At 68.6% G+C, this 17949-nt stretch carries 16 protein-coding genes; 13 read left to right on the top strand and 3 right to left on the bottom strand.

Annotated elements, in window-relative coordinates:
• Positions 1-82 precede the first annotated feature (82 nt).
• From FA89_RS10960 to FA89_RS10970, 3 genes are all read right to left on the bottom strand, one after another.
• A complete protein-coding gene (locus FA89_RS10960) occupies positions 83-1072 on the bottom strand; it encodes an aldo/keto reductase (protein WP_036140655.1) in 990 nt (329 codons plus the stop codon).
• Positions 1073-1156: 84 nt separating this feature from the next.
• Positions 1157-1600 (bottom strand): hypothetical protein, encoded by a 444-nt coding sequence (locus tag FA89_RS10965; protein WP_036140656.1) that lies wholly within the window; start codon positions 1598-1600, stop codon positions 1157-1159.
• 46 nt (positions 1601-1646) lie between these two features.
• Positions 1647-2210, bottom strand: coding sequence for a hypothetical protein (locus FA89_RS10970; RefSeq protein ID WP_036140657.1), 564 nt, complete (start codon positions 2208-2210; stop codon positions 1647-1649).
• A 197-nt stretch (positions 2211-2407) separates the two neighbouring features.
• On the opposite strand from FA89_RS10970, the gene FA89_RS10975 reads away from it, so the two are divergent.
• The 13 genes from FA89_RS10975 to FA89_RS11035 all read left to right on the top strand — a co-directional run bounded on the left by FA89_RS10975 (position 2408) and on the right by FA89_RS11035 (position 17941).
• Positions 2408-3397, top strand: a complete 990-nt coding sequence (locus FA89_RS10975) for a sigma 54-interacting transcriptional regulator (protein ID WP_036140658.1) — start codon at positions 2408-2410, stop codon at positions 3395-3397.
• A gap of 51 nt (positions 3398-3448) precedes the next feature.
• The gene (locus FA89_RS10980; RefSeq protein ID WP_051938688.1) at positions 3449-3694 is read left to right on the top strand and encodes a hypothetical protein; all 246 of its coding nucleotides are present in this window, start codon (positions 3449-3451) and stop codon (positions 3692-3694) included.
• Between the two features lie 288 nt (positions 3695-3982).
• Complete coding sequence (gene tssC, locus FA89_RS19645; protein WP_081916473.1) at positions 3983-6346, top strand: type VI secretion system contractile sheath large subunit; 2364 nt, start codon at positions 3983-3985, stop codon at positions 6344-6346.
• 42 nt (positions 6347-6388) lie between these two features.
• The gene (locus tag FA89_RS10990; protein WP_036140659.1) at positions 6389-6955 is read left to right on the top strand and encodes an Hcp family type VI secretion system effector; all 567 of its coding nucleotides are present in this window, start codon (positions 6389-6391) and stop codon (positions 6953-6955) included.
• Between the two features lie 18 nt (positions 6956-6973).
• Positions 6974-7345, top strand: coding sequence for a GPW/gp25 family protein (locus FA89_RS10995; protein WP_051938689.1), 372 nt, complete (start codon positions 6974-6976; stop codon positions 7343-7345).
• The gene (gene tssF, locus FA89_RS11000) at positions 7342-9165 is read left to right on the top strand and encodes a type VI secretion system baseplate subunit TssF (RefSeq protein WP_036140660.1); all 1824 of its coding nucleotides are present in this window, start codon (positions 7342-7344) and stop codon (positions 9163-9165) included. Before FA89_RS10995 ends, tssF begins: the two co-directional genes overlap by 4 nt.
• On the top strand, positions 9129-10310 hold the full coding sequence (gene tssG, locus FA89_RS11005; protein WP_036140661.1) for a type VI secretion system baseplate subunit TssG: 1182 nt from the start codon (positions 9129-9131) through the stop codon (positions 10308-10310). The genes tssF and tssG overlap by 37 nt, the downstream gene beginning before the upstream one ends.
• Positions 10307-12856: a contractile injection system protein, VgrG/Pvc8 family gene (locus tag FA89_RS11010; RefSeq protein WP_051938690.1), complete on the top strand. Its 2550-nt coding sequence runs from the start codon at positions 10307-10309 to the stop codon at positions 12854-12856. The genes tssG and FA89_RS11010 overlap by 4 nt, the downstream gene beginning before the upstream one ends.
• Before the next feature lie 8 nt (positions 12857-12864).
• Positions 12865-15456 (top strand): DUF2169 family type VI secretion system accessory protein, encoded by a 2592-nt coding sequence (locus tag FA89_RS19235; RefSeq protein WP_051938691.1) that lies wholly within the window; start codon positions 12865-12867, stop codon positions 15454-15456.
• Positions 15453-16520 (top strand): pentapeptide repeat-containing protein, encoded by a 1068-nt coding sequence (locus FA89_RS11020; RefSeq protein ID WP_036140662.1) that lies wholly within the window; start codon positions 15453-15455, stop codon positions 16518-16520. Before FA89_RS19235 ends, FA89_RS11020 begins: the two co-directional genes overlap by 4 nt.
• Positions 16520-17071, top strand: coding sequence for a DUF3540 domain-containing protein (locus FA89_RS11025; protein ID WP_051938692.1), 552 nt, complete (start codon positions 16520-16522; stop codon positions 17069-17071). The genes FA89_RS11020 and FA89_RS11025 overlap by 1 nt, the downstream gene beginning before the upstream one ends.
• Positions 17046-17474, top strand: a complete 429-nt coding sequence (locus tag FA89_RS11030; RefSeq protein ID WP_221174293.1) for a DUF4150 domain-containing protein — start codon at positions 17046-17048, stop codon at positions 17472-17474. Before FA89_RS11025 ends, FA89_RS11030 begins: the two co-directional genes overlap by 26 nt.
• On the top strand, positions 17474-17941 hold the full coding sequence (locus FA89_RS11035) for a hypothetical protein (protein WP_051938693.1): 468 nt from the start codon (positions 17474-17476) through the stop codon (positions 17939-17941). The genes FA89_RS11030 and FA89_RS11035 overlap by 1 nt, the downstream gene beginning before the upstream one ends.
• Positions 17942-17949: the final 8 nt, after the last annotated feature.

Raw genomic sequence — 17949 nt, forward strand, 5'->3', positions numbered from 1 at the left:
AGATGTCTTTACGCACGCGTTGCGATGCCCCGATGGAAATGCCCGGGATCGTAGCACCCGGGCCTCCGCGCTCGCGGCGGTTTCAACGCCCGATCATGGCCTGCAGGTGCGGCGGATAGCGTCCGCCTTCGATGTCGATGGCGGCGGCCGCCTTTTCGATCCCGGCCAGCTCGTCGGCATCGAGCGACACGGCTTCCGCGCCGATGTTCTCTTTCAGCCGATGCACCTTCGTCGTCCCCGGGATGGGCACGATCCACGGCTTGCGTGCCAGCAGCCAGGCAAGGGCGATCTGCGCCGGCGTCACGCCCTTGCCGTCGGCAATGCCGCGGATCATCCCGACCAGGGCCTCGTTGGCCTCCATCGCCTCGGGAGCGAAGCGCGGCAGCGCCTTGCGGAAGTCACCGTCGCCGAGCTTCGTATCCTTGTTCATCGCGCCGGTGAGGAAGCCCTTGCCCAGCGGGCTATAGGCGACCAGGCCGATGCCGAGTTCCTCACACGCATCGAGGATGCCGTTGGTTTCCACATCGCGCGTCCACAGCGAATATTCGTTCTGCAGTGCGGCCACCGGCTGCACGGCGTGCGCGCGGCGCAGCGTCTGCACGCCCGGCTCGGACAGGCCGAAGTGTTTCACCTTGCCTTCCTGGATCAGGTCCCGGACCGTGCCGGCGACATCTTCGATCGGCACGGCGGGATCGACGCGGTGCTGGTAGAGCAGGTCGATCTGCTCGATACCCAGTCGCGAGAGCGAACCCTCGGCCGCCTTGCGGATGGACGCCGGGCGGCTGTCCAGTCCCGATTGCTTGCCGGCCTCGAAGGCGAAGCCGAACTTGGTGGCGATGACTACGCGGTCGCGCACGGGGGCGAGCGCCTTGCCGACGATCGCTTCGTTGGTGAACGGGCCATAGACTTCCGCGGTGTCGAAGAAGGTCACGCCGAGGTCGACGGCGTCGCGGATGAGCCGCATGGCCGCGTCCGTGTCCAGGGCGTGGCCGTAGCTGAAGTTCAGGCCCATGCAGCCGAAGCCGAGTGCCGACACCTCGAGGCCGCTGTTACCGAGAATTCGTGTGTGCATGGCAAATCTCCGGGGATGAGGGAAGACAGGCCACCATGCTAGCCACCCTCCACCCAGCGATTAAGCGGGGTAACACGCTTGGTCCTATGTCGTGGATTCATCAATGATCGGGGTGACATCGCCACGTTCGCCGCGATCGGAGCGCCCGGAGAGGTTGGGCGAGGCCAGCGGATCGTCGTGGTAGACACCGTCGCTGCCGGCGTCCAGTACCCGTTGCAGCTTGCGCTCGGTGTCGCGCCGCGACCCGGGCGAGTGCGCGGGACCGCCGCGCAGTTGACCGGCCAGTTCGGGCTCCACGCCGTGCGACAGCAGCGTGCGCACGCGGGTCGGCAGCGGTGCCTCCAGGCTGGGCGGGGGCGTGCCCCGGGGCACCGTGTGTCCCGTACCCCATTGCGTGGCGGCGCGGGCACGACGATCGTCTTCCAGTGGCTGGAAGCTGCCCAGCACAGGCCGTCCCGCGGATTCGGGCTTGAGCACGGCGATCCGCGTATACGGACCGCGGCCGGAACGGGGAGGCAGCGATGGCATGGTGGCGTCTCCGGCAAGCGGTGAACGATCGGATGGACAGGACGGCCTAGGGTGCGGCGGCCGGCGACGGTGGCGTGGCGGGCAGGCGGATCACGGGAAGATCGTCCACGCCGAGTATCGCCTGCACACGTGGTGCGGCACGCCGGGCCGCGTCCGCGGAAACATAACGGCCGATGGCCACGACCGACCAGTGCCGCTGCGCGGCATCCACGGTATCCAGTTGCGCCAGCGCCAGCCCCTGGGTGCGTCCGGCGATGCGCCGCAACGCCGTGGTGGCCTCCGTGGTGTCGACGTACTGGCCCAGCTGCAGCGCATACACGGGCTGGCCTTGCGCAGGCGTCGGCTGCGCCACGTCGGTGTCGACGAGCAGGCTGGCCGTGGCGGGTGGATGTGCAGTGGACGGGCGCGCGGGGGACGCCGCCGCGGGTGGCGTGGGGTGGCTGGCGGAATCGTCGGACGTTTTCGGCACACTTGCGGACGGACGGCCGAACGCGGGTGCCGACCAGGATGCCAGACCGGTCTTCCAGCCGTCGGGCGCGAGCACGCCTGCCACGAAACAGCACAGGCCGAACGCCACGATGAGCAGCAGGAATCCCAGGCGGATGAACACGATAGCCTTCCGTTGTGACGTGCCCGCGACACACCGCGAGACGAAACCACGATAGCCGAAAACGATGGTTGCCAGCGCATGCGTGGCGTATTAGATTTTCGCGCCCAGGGGAGTCGAAGACACGCAAACCACGGTCATGCCGACCGTAGTTTCTTGCGCCCGCCTTGCCGTCCCCTGCATGCCTTCAGGGGGTCCGTGTGGAAGACGTACTGGGTGCCAAGCTGCTGGGGTCGTCGCCCCAGTTCCACCATGTACTCGCGCAATTGCGCCGATTCGCGGCCTTCGACGTCACCGTGCTCATCGGCGGCGAGACGGGCACCGGCAAGGAACTGGCGGCACGGGCGGTGCATTACCTCAGCGCGCGCGCCGGTATGCCGTTCATTCCCATCAACTGCGGCGCGCTGGCGGAATCGCTGGTGGAAAGCGAGTTGTTCGGCCACGAGCGCGGTGCTTTCACCGACGCGAAGAATGCCACCTTGGGCCTGATCGCCGAGGCCGACGGCGGCACCCTGTTCCTCGACGAGGTGGACGCCTTGCCGGCCAAGGCCCAGGCGGCACTGTTGCGCTTCCTGCAGGACCGCACCTATCGCCGCGTGGGTGGTTCGCAGCAGCGAACGGCGAACGTGCGCCTGGTGGCGGCCAGCAACGCCGACCTGGGTGCGCTGGCGGAGGCGCGCCGGTTCCGGCGCGATCTGCTGTATCGCTTGCAGGTGTTGACGCTCACCCTGCCGCCACTGCGCGAACGCGGCAACGACGCGGTCGAACTGGCCCATGTCTTCCTTGCCCGGTTGAACGAGCAATACCGTGGGCAGGTCTCGTCCAAGCGCTTCCATACCGATGCGCTGCACGTCATGGCCGGGCATGGGTGGCCGGGAAACGTCCGCGAGCTTGAACACTTTGTCCACCGGGAGTTCCTGCTGTGCGACGGCGACGAGATCCGCGCCACGGCCGGGCAGGGCACGCGGCGCGATGCGGTGGGCCTGGCCACGGAAGGCGAGTTCAAGGACGCCAAGGCGCGCGCCATCGAGGAATTCGAGCGCGGCTACGTGACGCGCACGCTGGCCATGGCGCAGGGCAATGTCTCGCATGCGGCCCGCATGGCGGGCCAGGATCGCAGTGCGTTCAGCAAGCTCGTGCGCAAATACGGGGCGAAGGACAAACGGGACGCGGACACGGTCGAACACTGACCGGCCTCCCGTCCCCGATTTCCCATGCCTGCATTCGTCCAGCGAGGGCCCATGACCGAACCGCTCGTGCGCGACGTGGCCGACCGTCTGATCGCCTACCTGCGTGAGCATCCGCGTGCGGCGGACACGCTGGAGGGCATTCATCAATGGTGGGTGGCTTCGCCATCGCCCGGCGTGACGCCGCAGATCACGCAACGCGCCCTCGAACTGCTCGAAGCCGAAGGGCGGATCGAGCGTCACGCCTTCATCCGCTGCACGGTATGGCGCCTTCGCGTCACGCACGGCGGTTCCGACTGAGACCCCGCGCCCTAGACGCAGGGTGACGGAACACACACCGTGTCTTTTTCCGCACACGGTAACCAACTCCCGGTATACCCGCCTGCCACACGGATGGCACCGGTGCGCAGCATTGCATCCACCGTGTGGAATCGCACACGGTAGCGGGGCAAACGAGCCCTTCGAAACCGCTTCGCACCGCGCTGCACGGCACCTGCGTGGCCTTGGCACGGATCGTGTTTAGACACTCTCACCTGCGGCGGCGGGCCACGTATGCCTGCCGACCATCCTACCGAGAGGCCAAGTCCGATGAGTGCCGAGAGCATCCAGCAAAAGCTGTTGCGCGTGCGTCCGCCGCGCGTTCGTATTACTTACGACGTGGAAACGGGCGGCTCGTCCGAGAAGATCGAACTGGCCTTCATCGTGGGCATGTTCGCCAACCTGTCCGGCGACGTGGACATCGACTCGCTTCCCGCGATGAAAGACCGGCGCATGCGTGACATCGATGCGGATTCGTTCGATCGCGTCATGGCCGACGTGGGTCCGGTCGCCACGCTGCACGGGCTGCCCGACCTCATCAAGGGCAACGATGCCAGACTTCAGGGCACGCTCGGCTTCCGTTGCCTGGCCGACTTCGAACCGCTGTCGGTGGTGAAGAACGTGCCGGGCCTGAGCAGCCGCTACGACGCCAGGGGCGACCTGCGCACCCTGCAGTCGATGGCCGAGAGCAACGACGCATTGGCTGCGCTGCTGGACCTGTCCACGCGCGACGCCGCGGCCATGGGCGCACTCAAGACCACCTTCGCCGGCGAGACCACCGACAGCTGGTATGCCCTGGATATCGATGCGGACGCGCCATTGCCTTCGCCGGTCGCCGGTGCCGACGTACCCAAGGCGCTGATCGCCGTACTGAAGGGGCAGATGGCCTCCAATGCGGATGCCGCCGCGACGGCACGCACCGCGCTGGCTGCGGCCAACGAGGCGAAGAAGAACGCTGACGATGCCAACACCGCTGCCACCGCCGCCGCGAAGGCGGCACAGGATGCCGCGACCAAGGCCGAAGCGGACCTGACCGCCGCCACCAACGCACTGGCCGCCGCCTCGGGCGATGCGGCCGTGGCCAAGGCCAATGCCGATATCGCCGATGCGGGCAAGGCCAGGGAAGTCGCGGATGCCGCGTTGCTGGCGGCGCAGTCCAAGGCTGCGATGGCGAAGGATGCGGCCGTTCGCACGGCCGATACGGTGACCCGGCGCCAGGAGGCGTTCGTGTCCATCGATCCGTTGTCGAAGGCGCGTCGCCTTGCCGGCCGGTACACGCACGAGATCATCGCGCCACTGGGCGACAAGCAGCTGACCCAGGTGGTGCTCGGCGCCAACGGCCTGATCGACGAGCGCACCGGCGGCATCGACGTGCAGATCGGACGCCAGCTGGACGTCATCATGCATTCGAACAGCTTCCAGTCGCTGGAGGCGACCTGGCGCGGCCTGTTCTACGTCGTGTCGCGGACCGAAAGCGGCCAGTTGCTGAAGCTTCGCGTGTTCAACGCGGAGAAGGAACAACTGCGCAAGGAACTGGAAAAGGCGGCGGAGTTCGACCAGAGCTGCATCTTCAAGATGATCTACGAGCACGAGTACGGCACCTACGGCGGCATGCCGTACAGCCTGCTGGTGGGCGGCTACGAGTTCGGCCGCTCGGCCAACGACATCCAGCTGCTGGAAAGCATGACCCGGATCGCCGCGTCGGCGCATACGCCGTTCGTGGCGGCGGCGTCGCCGTCGCTGTTCCACCTGGACGGTTACGACAAGCTGGCCAATCCGCGCGACCTGGCCCAGCTGTTCGAATCGCCCGAACTGGCGCAGTGGAACGAGTTCCGCGGCAGCGAGGATTCGCGCTACGTGGCGCTGGTGCTGCCCCATGTGCTGCTGCGCCTGCCCTACGGCAAGGATTCGCGTCCCGCCGAGGGCCTGCGCTACGAGGAAACGGTGACGGGCGAGCAGGGCCCCGATCACGGCGCGTTCCTGTGGGGCAATGCGGCCTACGTGCTCGCCGAACGCATCACCAACGCCTTCGCGCTCTACCACTGGACCGCGGCGATCCGTGGCGAGGAGGGCGGTGGCCTGGTCGGCGGCCTGCCCGTGTACACCTATCGCGACGACGCCGGCCTGCCGGCGATGATCTGTCCCACCGAGGTGTCGATCACCGACCGTCGCGAGAAGGAACTCAACGACCTGGGCTTCATCGCCCTGTGCAACTGCAAGGGCACGGGCCAGGCGGCGTTCTTCGGCGGGCAGACCACCAACCTGCCGCGCCAGTACATCAGCGAGGACGCCAATGCCAACGCGCGGCTTTCCTCCATGCTGCCGTACATGCTGGCCGCGTCGCGCTTCGCCCATTACATCAAGGTGATCATGCGCAAGAAGATCGGCGCGTTCCTCACGCGCTCGAACGTGGAGGCCTACCTCAACACCTGGATCGCGCAGTACGTGCTGCTCGACGACAACGCGCCGCAGGACGTGAAGGCGAGCTACCCCCTGCGCGCGGCCCAGCTCAACGTCACCGACGTGCCGGGTTCGCCGGGTGCCTACAAGGCCACGGTATTCATCAAGCCGCATTTCCAGCTGGAGGAACTGACCACCTCCATACGCCTCGTCGCCGACCTGCCGGCAGGCTGATCGCCGCCGCACGCCACGACGAACCCATCAAGGAACAAGACCATGGACCTGATTCTCCTGCAACCCGGCGACGACACCATCTTCGGTGGCTCGAAGAACGACTGGAAAGGCGGCGGCAGCCTGATCGACGACCAATGGCGCGACGAGGTGCTGAAGCTGGGCCAGTGCATCGAGCTGGTGTCGATCCACCAGGGCATGAAACAGCAGATCACCACCGACGTCAGCAACTCCGCGCGCACGTCCGGCCGCCCGATCATCACCGAGTTCACCTGCGTGAAATACGTGGACAAGACGTCGGTGAAGTTCTACGAATACTGCCTGCGCGCGCAGCCCCTGGGCGTGGGCGGCAAGCAACCGACCAAGATCTACATCGCGCGCAACTCCGGCGGCATGACGGCCAACATCATCACCATCGCGCTGCGCGACGCCATCCTGAGCGAGATCCAGTTCCAGTCCAATGCCGACGACATGCCCACCGAGCAGTTCAAGCTCAACTTCACCGAAGTGCTGTGGACATACACCGTGCAGCAGAGCGACATGACCACGGCCGGCAACGTGGCAACGGGATGGAGCGTCGCCCGCAACCGTCCGATCGGCCAGTTCACCTGACCGGCCGTGCAATACCTGATGGAAAAGCTGGTTCGCCGCGTCGATGCCGTATTGGGCACCGCGCTGCCGTTCGATCTGGCGAACGCCGTGGCGGCGCAGGTCGAGCGGATCGTGTTGTGCCGTCCCCAGGTGGCCTCGGGCGTGCGGCTGAACGACTTCGGGATGCCGAGCGTCGTGGAGCTGGGCGGCGGCCGGGTGGACCTGGAAGCCTACGGCGCACTGCTGCGCCGGGCGATCGAGCGCTATGAGCCGCGCCTGCGCAATGTCAGCGTGGCATGGACGCCGTCGGGTCGGGCCCTGAGCCCGCGCACCCTGGTCGTGGTCGGTGAGCTGACCGGCGATGCGGGCCCGTTCCGCTTCGAACTGGCCGATGGCGGGATGGCGGCGTGAACACCGAGTCGCCGCGGCTGAAGCTGTGGTACGAACAGGAACTGGCGTCGCTGCGCGCGGAGGCGGTGGAGTTCGGCACCGCGTTCCCGGCCCTGGCCAGGACGCTCGCTCTCAGCGGTGGACGCAGCGCCGATCCCCATGTCGAGCTGCTGGTGCAGTCGTTCGCCTGGATGGCGGGACGCCTGCGTTACCAGCTGGAAGCCGATCAGGCGGTGCTGCCCAACGCCTTGCTCGGGCTGCTCTACCCGCACCTGGAAGCGCCGCTGCCCTCGATGCTGATCGGCGAGATCGACGTCAAGCCCGAAGGCGCCAACTTCGTGCACGGCGCGGCGCTGGAGCGCGGACGCTTCGCCTACGCCTCGCTGCAGAACGACTTCGGCCAGGCGGTGCGCTGCCGGTTCCGGACCAGCTTCCACACTCCGTTGTGGCCGCTGCGCGTCTCGGCGCTGGACCTGGTGGCGCCCAATACCTACGCGCTGGACCCCGCCGACACGCGGACGCTGTCGGTCCTGCGCGTGTCCATCGAACGCAGCGGCAAGGACCCGATCCATGCGCTGAAGCCGGGTTTCCTGCGCTTCTGCATCCTCGGCGAAGACGACCAGTCGTACGCGATCCACGACGCGCTGGCGCTGAACCTGGTGCGGATGGCGGTACGCGTGCCCGGCAGTGCCGAACTGCGTTACCTGGATGCCGATCGCCTGCGCTGGTGCGGGTTCGACGACGACGAGGCGATGCTGGAGGCCAGTCCGCTGACCCACCCCGGCTATCGCCTGCTGCAGGAGTACTTCGCGTTCCCGCAGAAATTCATGTTCTTCGAAGTGCACGACCTGGACGTCACCGGCGTGGGCGAGGCGTTCGAACTGCTGTTCCTGCTGTCGATGCCGCCCTCGCGTACGGACGTGCTGGATCGCGGGTTGCTGCGGCTGAACTGCGTGCCGCTGGTGAACCTGTATCCGCAGCGCATCGAACCGTTCGTGCTGGACCAGCAGCGCTACGAATACCGGATCATGGGCGACGAGCAGAACCACCGGTACTGCGAGATCTACCGGCTGGAGGAACTGGTGTCGATCCGGCCCGACCGCAGCCCGCGGCCGATCGCGCCGTATTTCTCGCTGGACGAATTCCACCTGCTGGAGCAGCAGGACTATTTCTTCGCGGCACGGCGTGAGGTGAACCAGAACGGCACGGTGCACGGCACCGAGACCTATGTGTCGTTCCTTGACCCCGACCTGGAAACCACCCAGCCCGCCGAGGAGATGATCGGCGGCCGTGCGCTGTGCACCAATCGCCGCCTGCCGTCCCAGCTGGTGATCGGCGACTCGTTGCTGCTGGAAGGCGCGGGTCCGGTGGCGACGCTGCGCGTGGCCAGCAAGCCCACGCCGCACCAGTCGCCGAAGATGGTGGGTGAACGCCCGTGGGCGCTCGTATCGCAGCTGTGCCTGAACCACCTGTCGCTGGTGGACGGTGGCCAGGGCCCCGCCGTGCTGCGCAACATGCTGCGCCTGCACGTGGGCACGGCCAGCGTCACCGGGCACCGGCAGGTCGACGGCCTGCGCCAACTGAGCACGCGGCGTATCCAGCGGCGGGTGCCGCGCACGGAGGCATGGCGTGGTTTCGCCGATTGCCTGCAGGTGCGCGTGCAGGTCGACCCGGTTCATTTCGAAGGCGGCAGCGCCGTGCTGTTCGCTGCCGTGCTGCATCGTTTCCTGGCCTTGTATGCCGAGGTCAACACCCTGGTCGAGCTCACGCTCGAATCGTCCGATCGCCGAGGAGAACTGAAATCATGGGCACCGTTGACTGGCGCACAGGCGAGTCTCTAGACCGCCGGCTGCGCACGCGGCCGGCCGGTTTCGAGTTCTTCCAATGGGTGCGCCTGGCGTCCTGGCCGCCGCGCGATCCCGTCCACCGTTCCGACACGGTGGAGCAGGCGTCGCTCACCGTGGAGCGTTCGCTCGGCCACGAGCTCAAGGCACAGGGCGCCCGGCGGGTCGGCTCGCAGGTGCGTTTTCGCGGCGAGTTGTCGTCGGCGTTTCCGGGCAGCGAGATATCGCATGGCCGGTTGCTGGCCGAGCGCAACGGCGCGGCGACGGCGACGCGGCTTGAACTGTTCGTCAGCAACTTTTCGCTGCTGGGCGTGCTGGGACCGATGCCCGACAGCTTCGCCGAGTGGGTGCGCGAACGGCTGGGCGAGCGCGACTCGGGCATGGCCGAGTTCCTGGATATCTTCAACCACCGCATCAGCACACTGCGCTACGAACTGAAGGCCGCCAGCGCGCTTGGTTTCGACGCGCTGCGCCCGGAACGCACCGCGTACGCCGCCGCCGCGGGTGCGCTCATGGGCCTGTCCGCGTTCGAAGGGGAGGGCGACGCCATCCTGCGCCAGGGCATGCCGATGCCGCGGCGCGCGCTGCTGGCCCTGGCCGGCGTGGTCGGCAACGGTCGCAAGAGCATCGCCACCGCGGCCACCGTGCTGCGCGTGTACCTGGGCACGCCCCTGCGCATCGATCAGATGGTCGGCGACTGGAAAGCGATCGAGCCACGCGACCGTACGCGGCTGGGCCGGCGACGCCTGGTCGATGTGGCACCGCTGGGCCGTCGCGTGTGGGTGCCGCATGCGGGCATCGCGCTGACCCTCGGGCCGGTGTCGTACGCGCGCCTCTGCCAGTGGCTGCCTGACCGCCAGGCCGGTGCGTCCGGCGACGGGTTGCCGCCGTTCGGCAACGGCCATGCGGGCTTGTGCGCGATGCTGCGCTACCTGTTCGACCGCCGCGTGGACGTGCATGTCACGGTGCGGGTCGATCCCCGCGATGTTCCGTCGGCCGTCGTTTCCCTGCCGCGCCGACCCGCCGGCGGCGCGGGGTATGGCGCGCGCCTGGGTCAGACGGCCTGGCTGCGGGGCAGGGGGCGCGCGCCCCGCGAGGTGCGTTTCACCGTGCACGCCGGCGCATCCGGGGTGGCAGCATGACGCTGGCCGTCGCCGGTGCCGGTCGCACGGCGCTGCGGGCCATCGGCAGCCAGGGGCAGTCCGATTCGCCGCTGTTGTACCTGCATGCCGCCATCGCCCTGGCGGGCAACCGCTGGCTGGGCGACGAGACGTTCCGTCTGCTGTCGTTCGAGGGCGAGGAGTCGATCTCGGAGCCGTTCGGCTACCAGCTGGAACTGCGCGGCAACACCTCGCCCGGTGCGCAGCCGCCGCTGGATTTCACCGCTGTGATCGGGCGTCCGGTCACGGTCGGCATCAATCGTCCCGACGGCGGCGGGGCACCGGATGCCGCGGCGCGCTTCGCGTCGGCGCTGAAGCAGGGCACGGCAGCCGACATGGTGTTACGCAACGGCGTGGTCGCGTCGTTCTCGATGGCGGAGCCCGGGGTATACCGGCTGGACATGAAGCCGTCGCTGTGGAAGCTGACCCTGACCAACCGTTACGCCGTTTATCCGCACATGACCATCCGCGGCGTGATCGCGCAACTGATGCGCACGCATTACATCGATTATTCGCTGGAAGGCGTGTCCGGCGACGACGACATCGCCCTGGCGCGCACGCAGGACTGGCTACAGGCCGGCGAGAGCGACTACGAGTTCCTGCGCCGGCTGATGGGCAAGGCACACATCTATTACTACTTCCGGCACACGGGCAACGGCCACACCGTGGTGTTCGCCAACCGTCCCGCTTATCCGCCGGCCTGCGGCGACCGTCCGCTGCGCTATACGCATACGGCGATCGACCAGATCGGCCTGTCCCAGGACGACATCGTGTTCGAGTACGGGTTCCGGCTCTCGCTCACCGCCACCGGCGTCAACGGTGGCTTCGCGCACGAGCAGAGCGCATCCCAGGTGGATGCGATTCCCACCTTCCAGGCGTTCAGCGCGTTCACGCCCGCGGATCCGGGCGAGCTGCCGTTCAACCAGTACCGCACCTACCAGTACGGCCTGAGCGAGGACGAGGTGCGGCACTACGTGAAGAACACTGCGTCCAGCCTTGCCGCGTCGGCGCAACAGCTGACCGGTGGCAGCACGTGTTCCGCGTTCGCCGCGGGCCACGGCTTCAGCCTCAGGGGCGAGATGGCCGCGGGGTGTTACCCGGCGCCGGTGCGCCCCTCGCTGGAGGGTCGGCGTTTCGTGTTGTCCCGTGTGCAGCATAAGGCCAGCGCGGACGGCGGCTACACCAACACGTTCGAGGCGACCGACGCCGGCGCATTGCTCACGGCGTTCTCGGTGCAGGATACGCAGCAGGGCACGTTGCTGGCCCAGGTGGTGGACACGCAGGGGCGCCGTCCGAACGACTGGCGCTTCTACGACCCGACCAACTTCGATCCGCAGTCCAGCCGCCTGCGCGACACCCGCGCGACGCCGCAGGACCTGATGGCGCGCGGCGTCTATGTGCGCTTCTCCACGCCGGGCGCCGACGCCGGGCCGGTGTGGGTGAAGCTGGCCGCGCACATGACCACGGTCCCCGAGATCGGCGTGATGGTGATGGTCTCGCGGGCCAACGACGAGTCCGAGCTGCCCGAGGTGCAGAGCATCGTGCAGGCCAACGGCAGCCTGGTGGTCACGCCGTCGGGCTGGACCGCGAACACGCACGTGGGCAGCAGCTACTCCACCAGTTACGGCGACGGTCAGAGCATCCGCTTCGGCCGCGGCTCGGCGTACGACCTGGATCGCGCCGTGGGTATCGTCAACGACCACTATGCGGGCGGCGAGTATCGCGATACCTCGTATTCGCAGGGCGCGAGCTACAGCTACAGCACCTCCGAGAACGGCGCCGCGGGCCTGCTCAGCCGGTCCGAGTCGCTGGGCTGCACGTACAGCACGTTCGAGGGCCTGCACACCTCCAGCACCAGCACCGTCGGCGACTCCTACAGCGACGACACGGTGACCGGCACGGCCACGCGCGTGTCCTCGCAGGCCATGGCCACGAGCACGTCGAGCACGGGCATGCAGTCCAGCGCGAACACCACCGGCCTCACCTGCGCGGTGGACACCACGGGGATGTCGAGCGTGATCTCCGCGGTGGCCCTGAGCATCGGCGCATCGACGACGGGCATGGCCACGCAGACCGCGCTGACCGGCCTGCGCAACGACACCTCGCTGACCGGCGCGTCCACCAGTCTTTCCGTTACCGGTATCAGCGACAACACGCAGGCCACCGGCACCAGCCGTAACACCTCGGTGACCGGCGTGTCGGAACAGACCAGCGTCACCGGCTCCAGCGTGTCCGTCTCGCTGACCGGCACTACCCAGCAGACCAGCATCACCGGCGCGACGTCCGATATCGGCATCGTCGGCACGGTGACGCGCATGAGCGTCACGGGCGAGAGCACCGGCATCAACGTGACGGGCAGCAGTACCGATGTGAGCGTCAGCGGCAGCGAGTCGCGCGTGGGCGTGCACGGCACGTCCACGTCGATCGACCTGACCGGCGACGGCCTGTCGCTGTCCATCGGATCGCGCCTGTCGATCGACATCGGCAGCGAGAACATCAGCCTTCCGCTGATTTACCTTTTCGTCTGAGGACGCGCATGAAGATCGTCAAACCCATGACGCTCGGCCTGATGCACCGCCCTTACCTGTGGCAGGGCTCGCACCGGCTGCTCGTGGCCACCGTCGGCTTCTTCGCGCTCGGCGAGCGCGACGGCCCGCTGCTGCGCGACAACCTGCAATGGCGCAAGGTGGCGGCGCAGCTGCCGCATGGGCGTCCGTTGGACGAGCTGATGCCGAAGACGCGCGGTGAAGTGCTGCTGGCCGGCAGCGCCTATGCGGCCAACGGCATGGCGACCACGGAGCAGACGGTACGGCTGCAGCTCGGCCCGATCGACAAGCGCCTGCGCGTGTTGGGCGATCGCCAGTGGTCGTACGGTTTGCTGCCGTTCTTCCGGGTGACCGCGCCGGCGCCGTTCGAGCGCATGCCGCTGGACTGGAGCCGTGCCTACGGCGGACCGGGCCACCCGGGCAATCCCACAGGTCGCGGTTACGTGCCCAATCCGCTGGCCGCGTTCCTGGGTCGCAACCAGGCGCCCATGCCCAACATCGAGCTGCCCGGCGACCCCGTACGCGGCCACCTGCGCCGCCACGCACCGGCCGGCTTCGGCGCGCTCGACGTGGGCTGGATGCCGCGCCGTCGCGGTATCGGCACGTACGGCCCACGCTGGCAGGCGGAATCGTTTCCCGGCCTGGCCGACGACACCGACCCGGCGTTCTTCAACGCCGCGCCGGAGGACCAGCGCATCGCGGGACACTTCCAGGGCGGCGAAACCTATCGGCTGGAAGGCCTGCATCCGGAACAGCCGCTGATCGAGGGCACGTTGCCGACCTACCGGCCGCGGGCGTTCGTGTGTCGCAAGGGTCGCCCCTGCGATGCCGTGGACGAGGTGCCGCTGGCCTGGGACACGGTCTGGTTCTTCCCCGATGTGCAACTGGGCGTAGCCATTCATCGTGGCGAGGTGCCGGTAACCGACAGCCTCGCGCTCGATGTGCAGGCCTTGATGGTTGCCTACGAACATCCGCTGGATACGCCGCGCACGCCCGGCTACTACGGCGACGTGCTGGCGCTGCGCACGAACCGCGACACGGCGGCGCGGCATGTGTTCAACGAGGCGCAGCTGACGCCCGCGCCGGATGCGGCCACCCGCGTCGCGCGCGTGCTGGAAGAGCAGGCCGAGCGCGACGCGGCCGATGCGGCGCGACAGTATCGCGAAGCTACGCTGACCGCCGAGTTCGTGGCGGCCGGCGGCGTGCCGGGTGCGGCCATCGTGCCGCCGGCCGATGCTCCCGAGCCGCTGGACATACCCTCCACGGCGGCGCTGAAGCGCGGCGACGTGGACCTCGGTCCGCTGATCGACAGCGCGACGCGGATCGGCGAGCAGGCCCGCGCGCTGGGCGAGACCCGCCGCCAGCAGGCTGCGGAGACGCTGGCCGCGCAGGCGCCCGCCGCACGGCCCGTGGCTGACACGGTGGAGCGCGCACTGGCGCGTGCTTCGGGTCGTTCGCCCGGACTGGCCGACCTGATCGGACTGGCTGGCAACGATCCATCGCTCACGGTCGATGTCGCCCAGCTCCAGGACATGCAGCGCCAGGCTCGCCTGGCCGCGCCGAGCGCCACGGCACCGGCCGGACCGCTGCCGCCCGCGGTGGCCGAGGCGATCGGTGCCTGGACCCTGGCCCGCGTACGCGACGGCGGTTCGCTGCACGGCTGCGACCTGGCCGGCGCCGACCTGCGTGGCGCGGCGTTGTCGGGCGCCGACCTGCGCGGGGCGCTGCTGGAAGCCTCCGATCTGAGCGGCGCACGCCTGGACGGTGCCGACCTGCGCGAGGTGGCCCTCACCGGCGCGCGGCTGGACGACGCCGATTGCACCCAGGCGCGTTTCGACGGTGCCAACCTGGCCGGCAGCCGCGCACACCGGGCGATCTTTCGTGGCGCCTCGTTCACCAGGGTGCAGGCGAGCGAGGCGGACTGGCGCGAGGCCGACCTGGCCGGCGCCCGCTTCGAGGAATGGATCGCGCCGAACATCGTGCTCGACGCGGCCTGCCTCGACGACACCACGCTGGTCGGCTGCGTCCTGCTGCATGCCAAGGCGACAGACAGCCGGTGGAAACGCAGCACCTGGCAGCGCAGCGTCGCGCTCGGGGCCCACCTGGCCGGCAGCGACTGGACCGAAGCACGGCTGACGCGCAGCGTGCTCATGGCCTGCGCGCTGACCGACAGCCGCTGGAGCGGTGCCAGCCTGCTGCGCGTCCAGACCGGCGGTGCGGACTGGAGTCGTGCCGACCTGGGCAAGGTCAGCGCCGATCGCAGCAGCTGGCGCGATGCCGACCTGCGCTTGGCCGACCTGGGCGAGGGCTCGTTCCGCGAATGCGACTTCAGCGGGGCGCGTCTTGACGAAGCCACGCTGGAACGCGGGCTGTTCTATCGCTCGTTGTTCATGGGCAGCGTGCTGCACGGCTGCCGCGCAGGCGGTGCCGATTTCTACCAGGCGATGTGCCGCCGCGGCGATTTCACCGACGCCGACCTGTATGGCGCCAACTTCGTGCAGGCCGACTGTGCGGAAGCGACGTTCGAGCGCGCCTTGCTGGACGACGTGCGGATCGAACCCGGCCGGAGGCTGACGCCATGACCGGCTGGAACGATATCGATGCACTGCGCCGGTTGGGCCGCCCCTTGCAGGCGGTGGACCTGGGCGCGCTGGACGGCTGCGGCCGCACCCTGGACGACCTGGTCGCCAGCCGGGTGACGTGGCGCGGCGGGGTAGTGCGCGAAGCCCGCCTGTCGCGGGTGACCTTCCTCGACTGCGACCTGCGCGATGCGGACTTCAGCGGCGCCGTGCTCGACGGTTGTAGCTTCACCCGCTGCCTGCTTGCCGACAGCCGTTGGGACGCCGCGCAGCTGTCACGCGTCGCGTTCACCGGTTGCGACATGGATCGAAGCCGCTGGCCGGGCGCATCGCTGTTCCTGACCGTGTTCGCGCAGGGCGACCTGCGCGGGGCCGGTTTCGACGGCGCCATGCTCCAGCGCAGCGTGCTGGCGCAGTGCCGCATCGACGGCCTGTCGCTGCGCGGTGCGACGCTGGACCAGAGCGTCATCGCCCAGGCGGACTTCCGAAGCACCGTGCTGGACGGACTCCTCGCGCGCGGCGCCGTGTTCAACCAGGGCGTGTTCGATGGCATGGTGCTGGACGGCATCTGCCTGGAACGCTGCATGCTCGACGGCGCCAGCTTCGTCGGTACCCGCCTGCGCGGCGCACGCCTGCGTGAGGCCAACTGCCGCCAGGCGCGCTTCGTCGGCAGCGACCTGCGCGAGGTGGACGCCACGCGCACGTTGTTTCTCGAAGCCACGCTGGACGATGTGGACGCGCGTGGCCTGTGCTGCGAAGAGGCGCTGCTGCAATCGGCGGTGCTGCGCGGCGTACGACTGGACGGTGCACGGGCCACCGGGAGCGTGTGGGACCACGCGTCGCTCGACGACACCAGCCTGGCCGGGGCCACGCTCTGCCACGCCCGCCTCGACCATGCCACGGCCCGCACCGTCGATCTTCGCGGGACCGACCTGCGCCACGCCAGCACCCACAACCTGCGCCTGCACGACGCCGACGAGCGCGGTGTCCGCCGCGACGGTGTGCGCGGCACGTCACCCCTGCGTCTGGCCGCCGAAGCGCGTGCCCTTGCCTTGGAGATCCACTGATGCTTGCCGCCCATTCCCGCTCCTTTCCGCGTGCGCGCACTGCCGCACCCTGCGTCGATGCCACCGTGCGCGACATGGCCGAGGCGGGCACCTGGCGACTGGCCGACGGGCGCCTGGCGCGCCAAGCCGTGTCGTGCCTGGTCACTCCCGAACCCGGCGATCGCGTGCTCGTGTACGGCAGCGACGACGACCTGTTCGTGCTGCATGTGCTGGATCGCAGGGACCGTCGCAGCGCCTGCCTCAGCGTACCCGGTGCGGAGCGACTCTCGCTGCGCCAGGAAAGGGTCGACGTGATGGCGACGACGGACATCGCACTGCGTGCCGGGCAGGGCATCGAACTGACCGCCGTACGCGGGTCGCTGATGCTGTCCGCACGCAACCTCTTCGCCAGCGCCTCGGAGTCGCTGGTGCATACCGCGGCCACCTACGTGAGCAAGGTGGACCGGTTCCTGGTCAGCGCGCGTCACCTGTTGCGACTGGACGGCGAGCAGGCCGTGCTGGATGCGCGGCAGGACGTCAAGATCGATGCCGAACGCATCACCCTGGGCTGACCCGATGTTCGTCAATACCAACCTCGGTGTGCTCGACTTCGCTTTCCCGGACGTGTGCTTCGTGCCGGTGCTGGGCATACCCACGCCGCTGCCGTTTCCCAACATCGCCCTGTCCACGGCGGATATCCCCACCCAGTTCGAAGTGATCGTGGGTGGCGGGCTGGCCGAGAACCTCATCACCGTGGGCGCCCTGAGCAACGGCGACCAGGTGGGCCTGGAGGGGGGCGTGGTGTCGCATCTCATCATGGGGCCCTTCCGATCGCTGCTGGGCAGCGTCAAGGTGTTCATGGGCGCCATGCCGTGCACGCACATGCTGGGCATCGTCGGCCAGAACGGCCTTCTGCCGAACATGGTCGGCGTGTCGCTGACGCCGGCGCAGGTCACCGTGCTGGTGATGAGCTGATGCGCCGGGTCGCCCTCATCGCGTTGTTGTCGTTCACCGCGGCGATCGCCGGCTGCGCCGCGCTCGGCAAGCTGGTGCCGGGCCACGTCGAGACCACCTCGCTGCGCAGCGTGCGCATCGCCGCGCCGCCGGGGGCCAACCTGAATTCGGCCACGCAGCTGGAACTGGTGTTCGCGTACAGCGCGGACGCGGCGGCGCTGCTGCCGAAGACCTCGCCGGAGTGGTTCGCACATCGCGAGGACATCGTCGCGGGCGGTGGCGCCGCGCTGCAGGTGGCGCCGATCGGCGTCGTACCCGACAAGCTCATCGTGCCTTTCCCGCTGCCGAAGCGCCACGCCAAGGCCGTGGCCGTCTACGGCTTCGCGCGTTACGTCGCGCCGGCAGGGCAGGGACGCCTGGACCTCACCCGATACCGCAACCCCGTGCTGTGGCTCACCGAGTCGCGCATCACGGTCACGGACCCCTAGGACACATG

This window comes from Luteibacter sp. 9135 (assembly GCF_000745005.1).
Lineage (GTDB): Bacteria > Pseudomonadota > Gammaproteobacteria > Xanthomonadales > Rhodanobacteraceae > Luteibacter.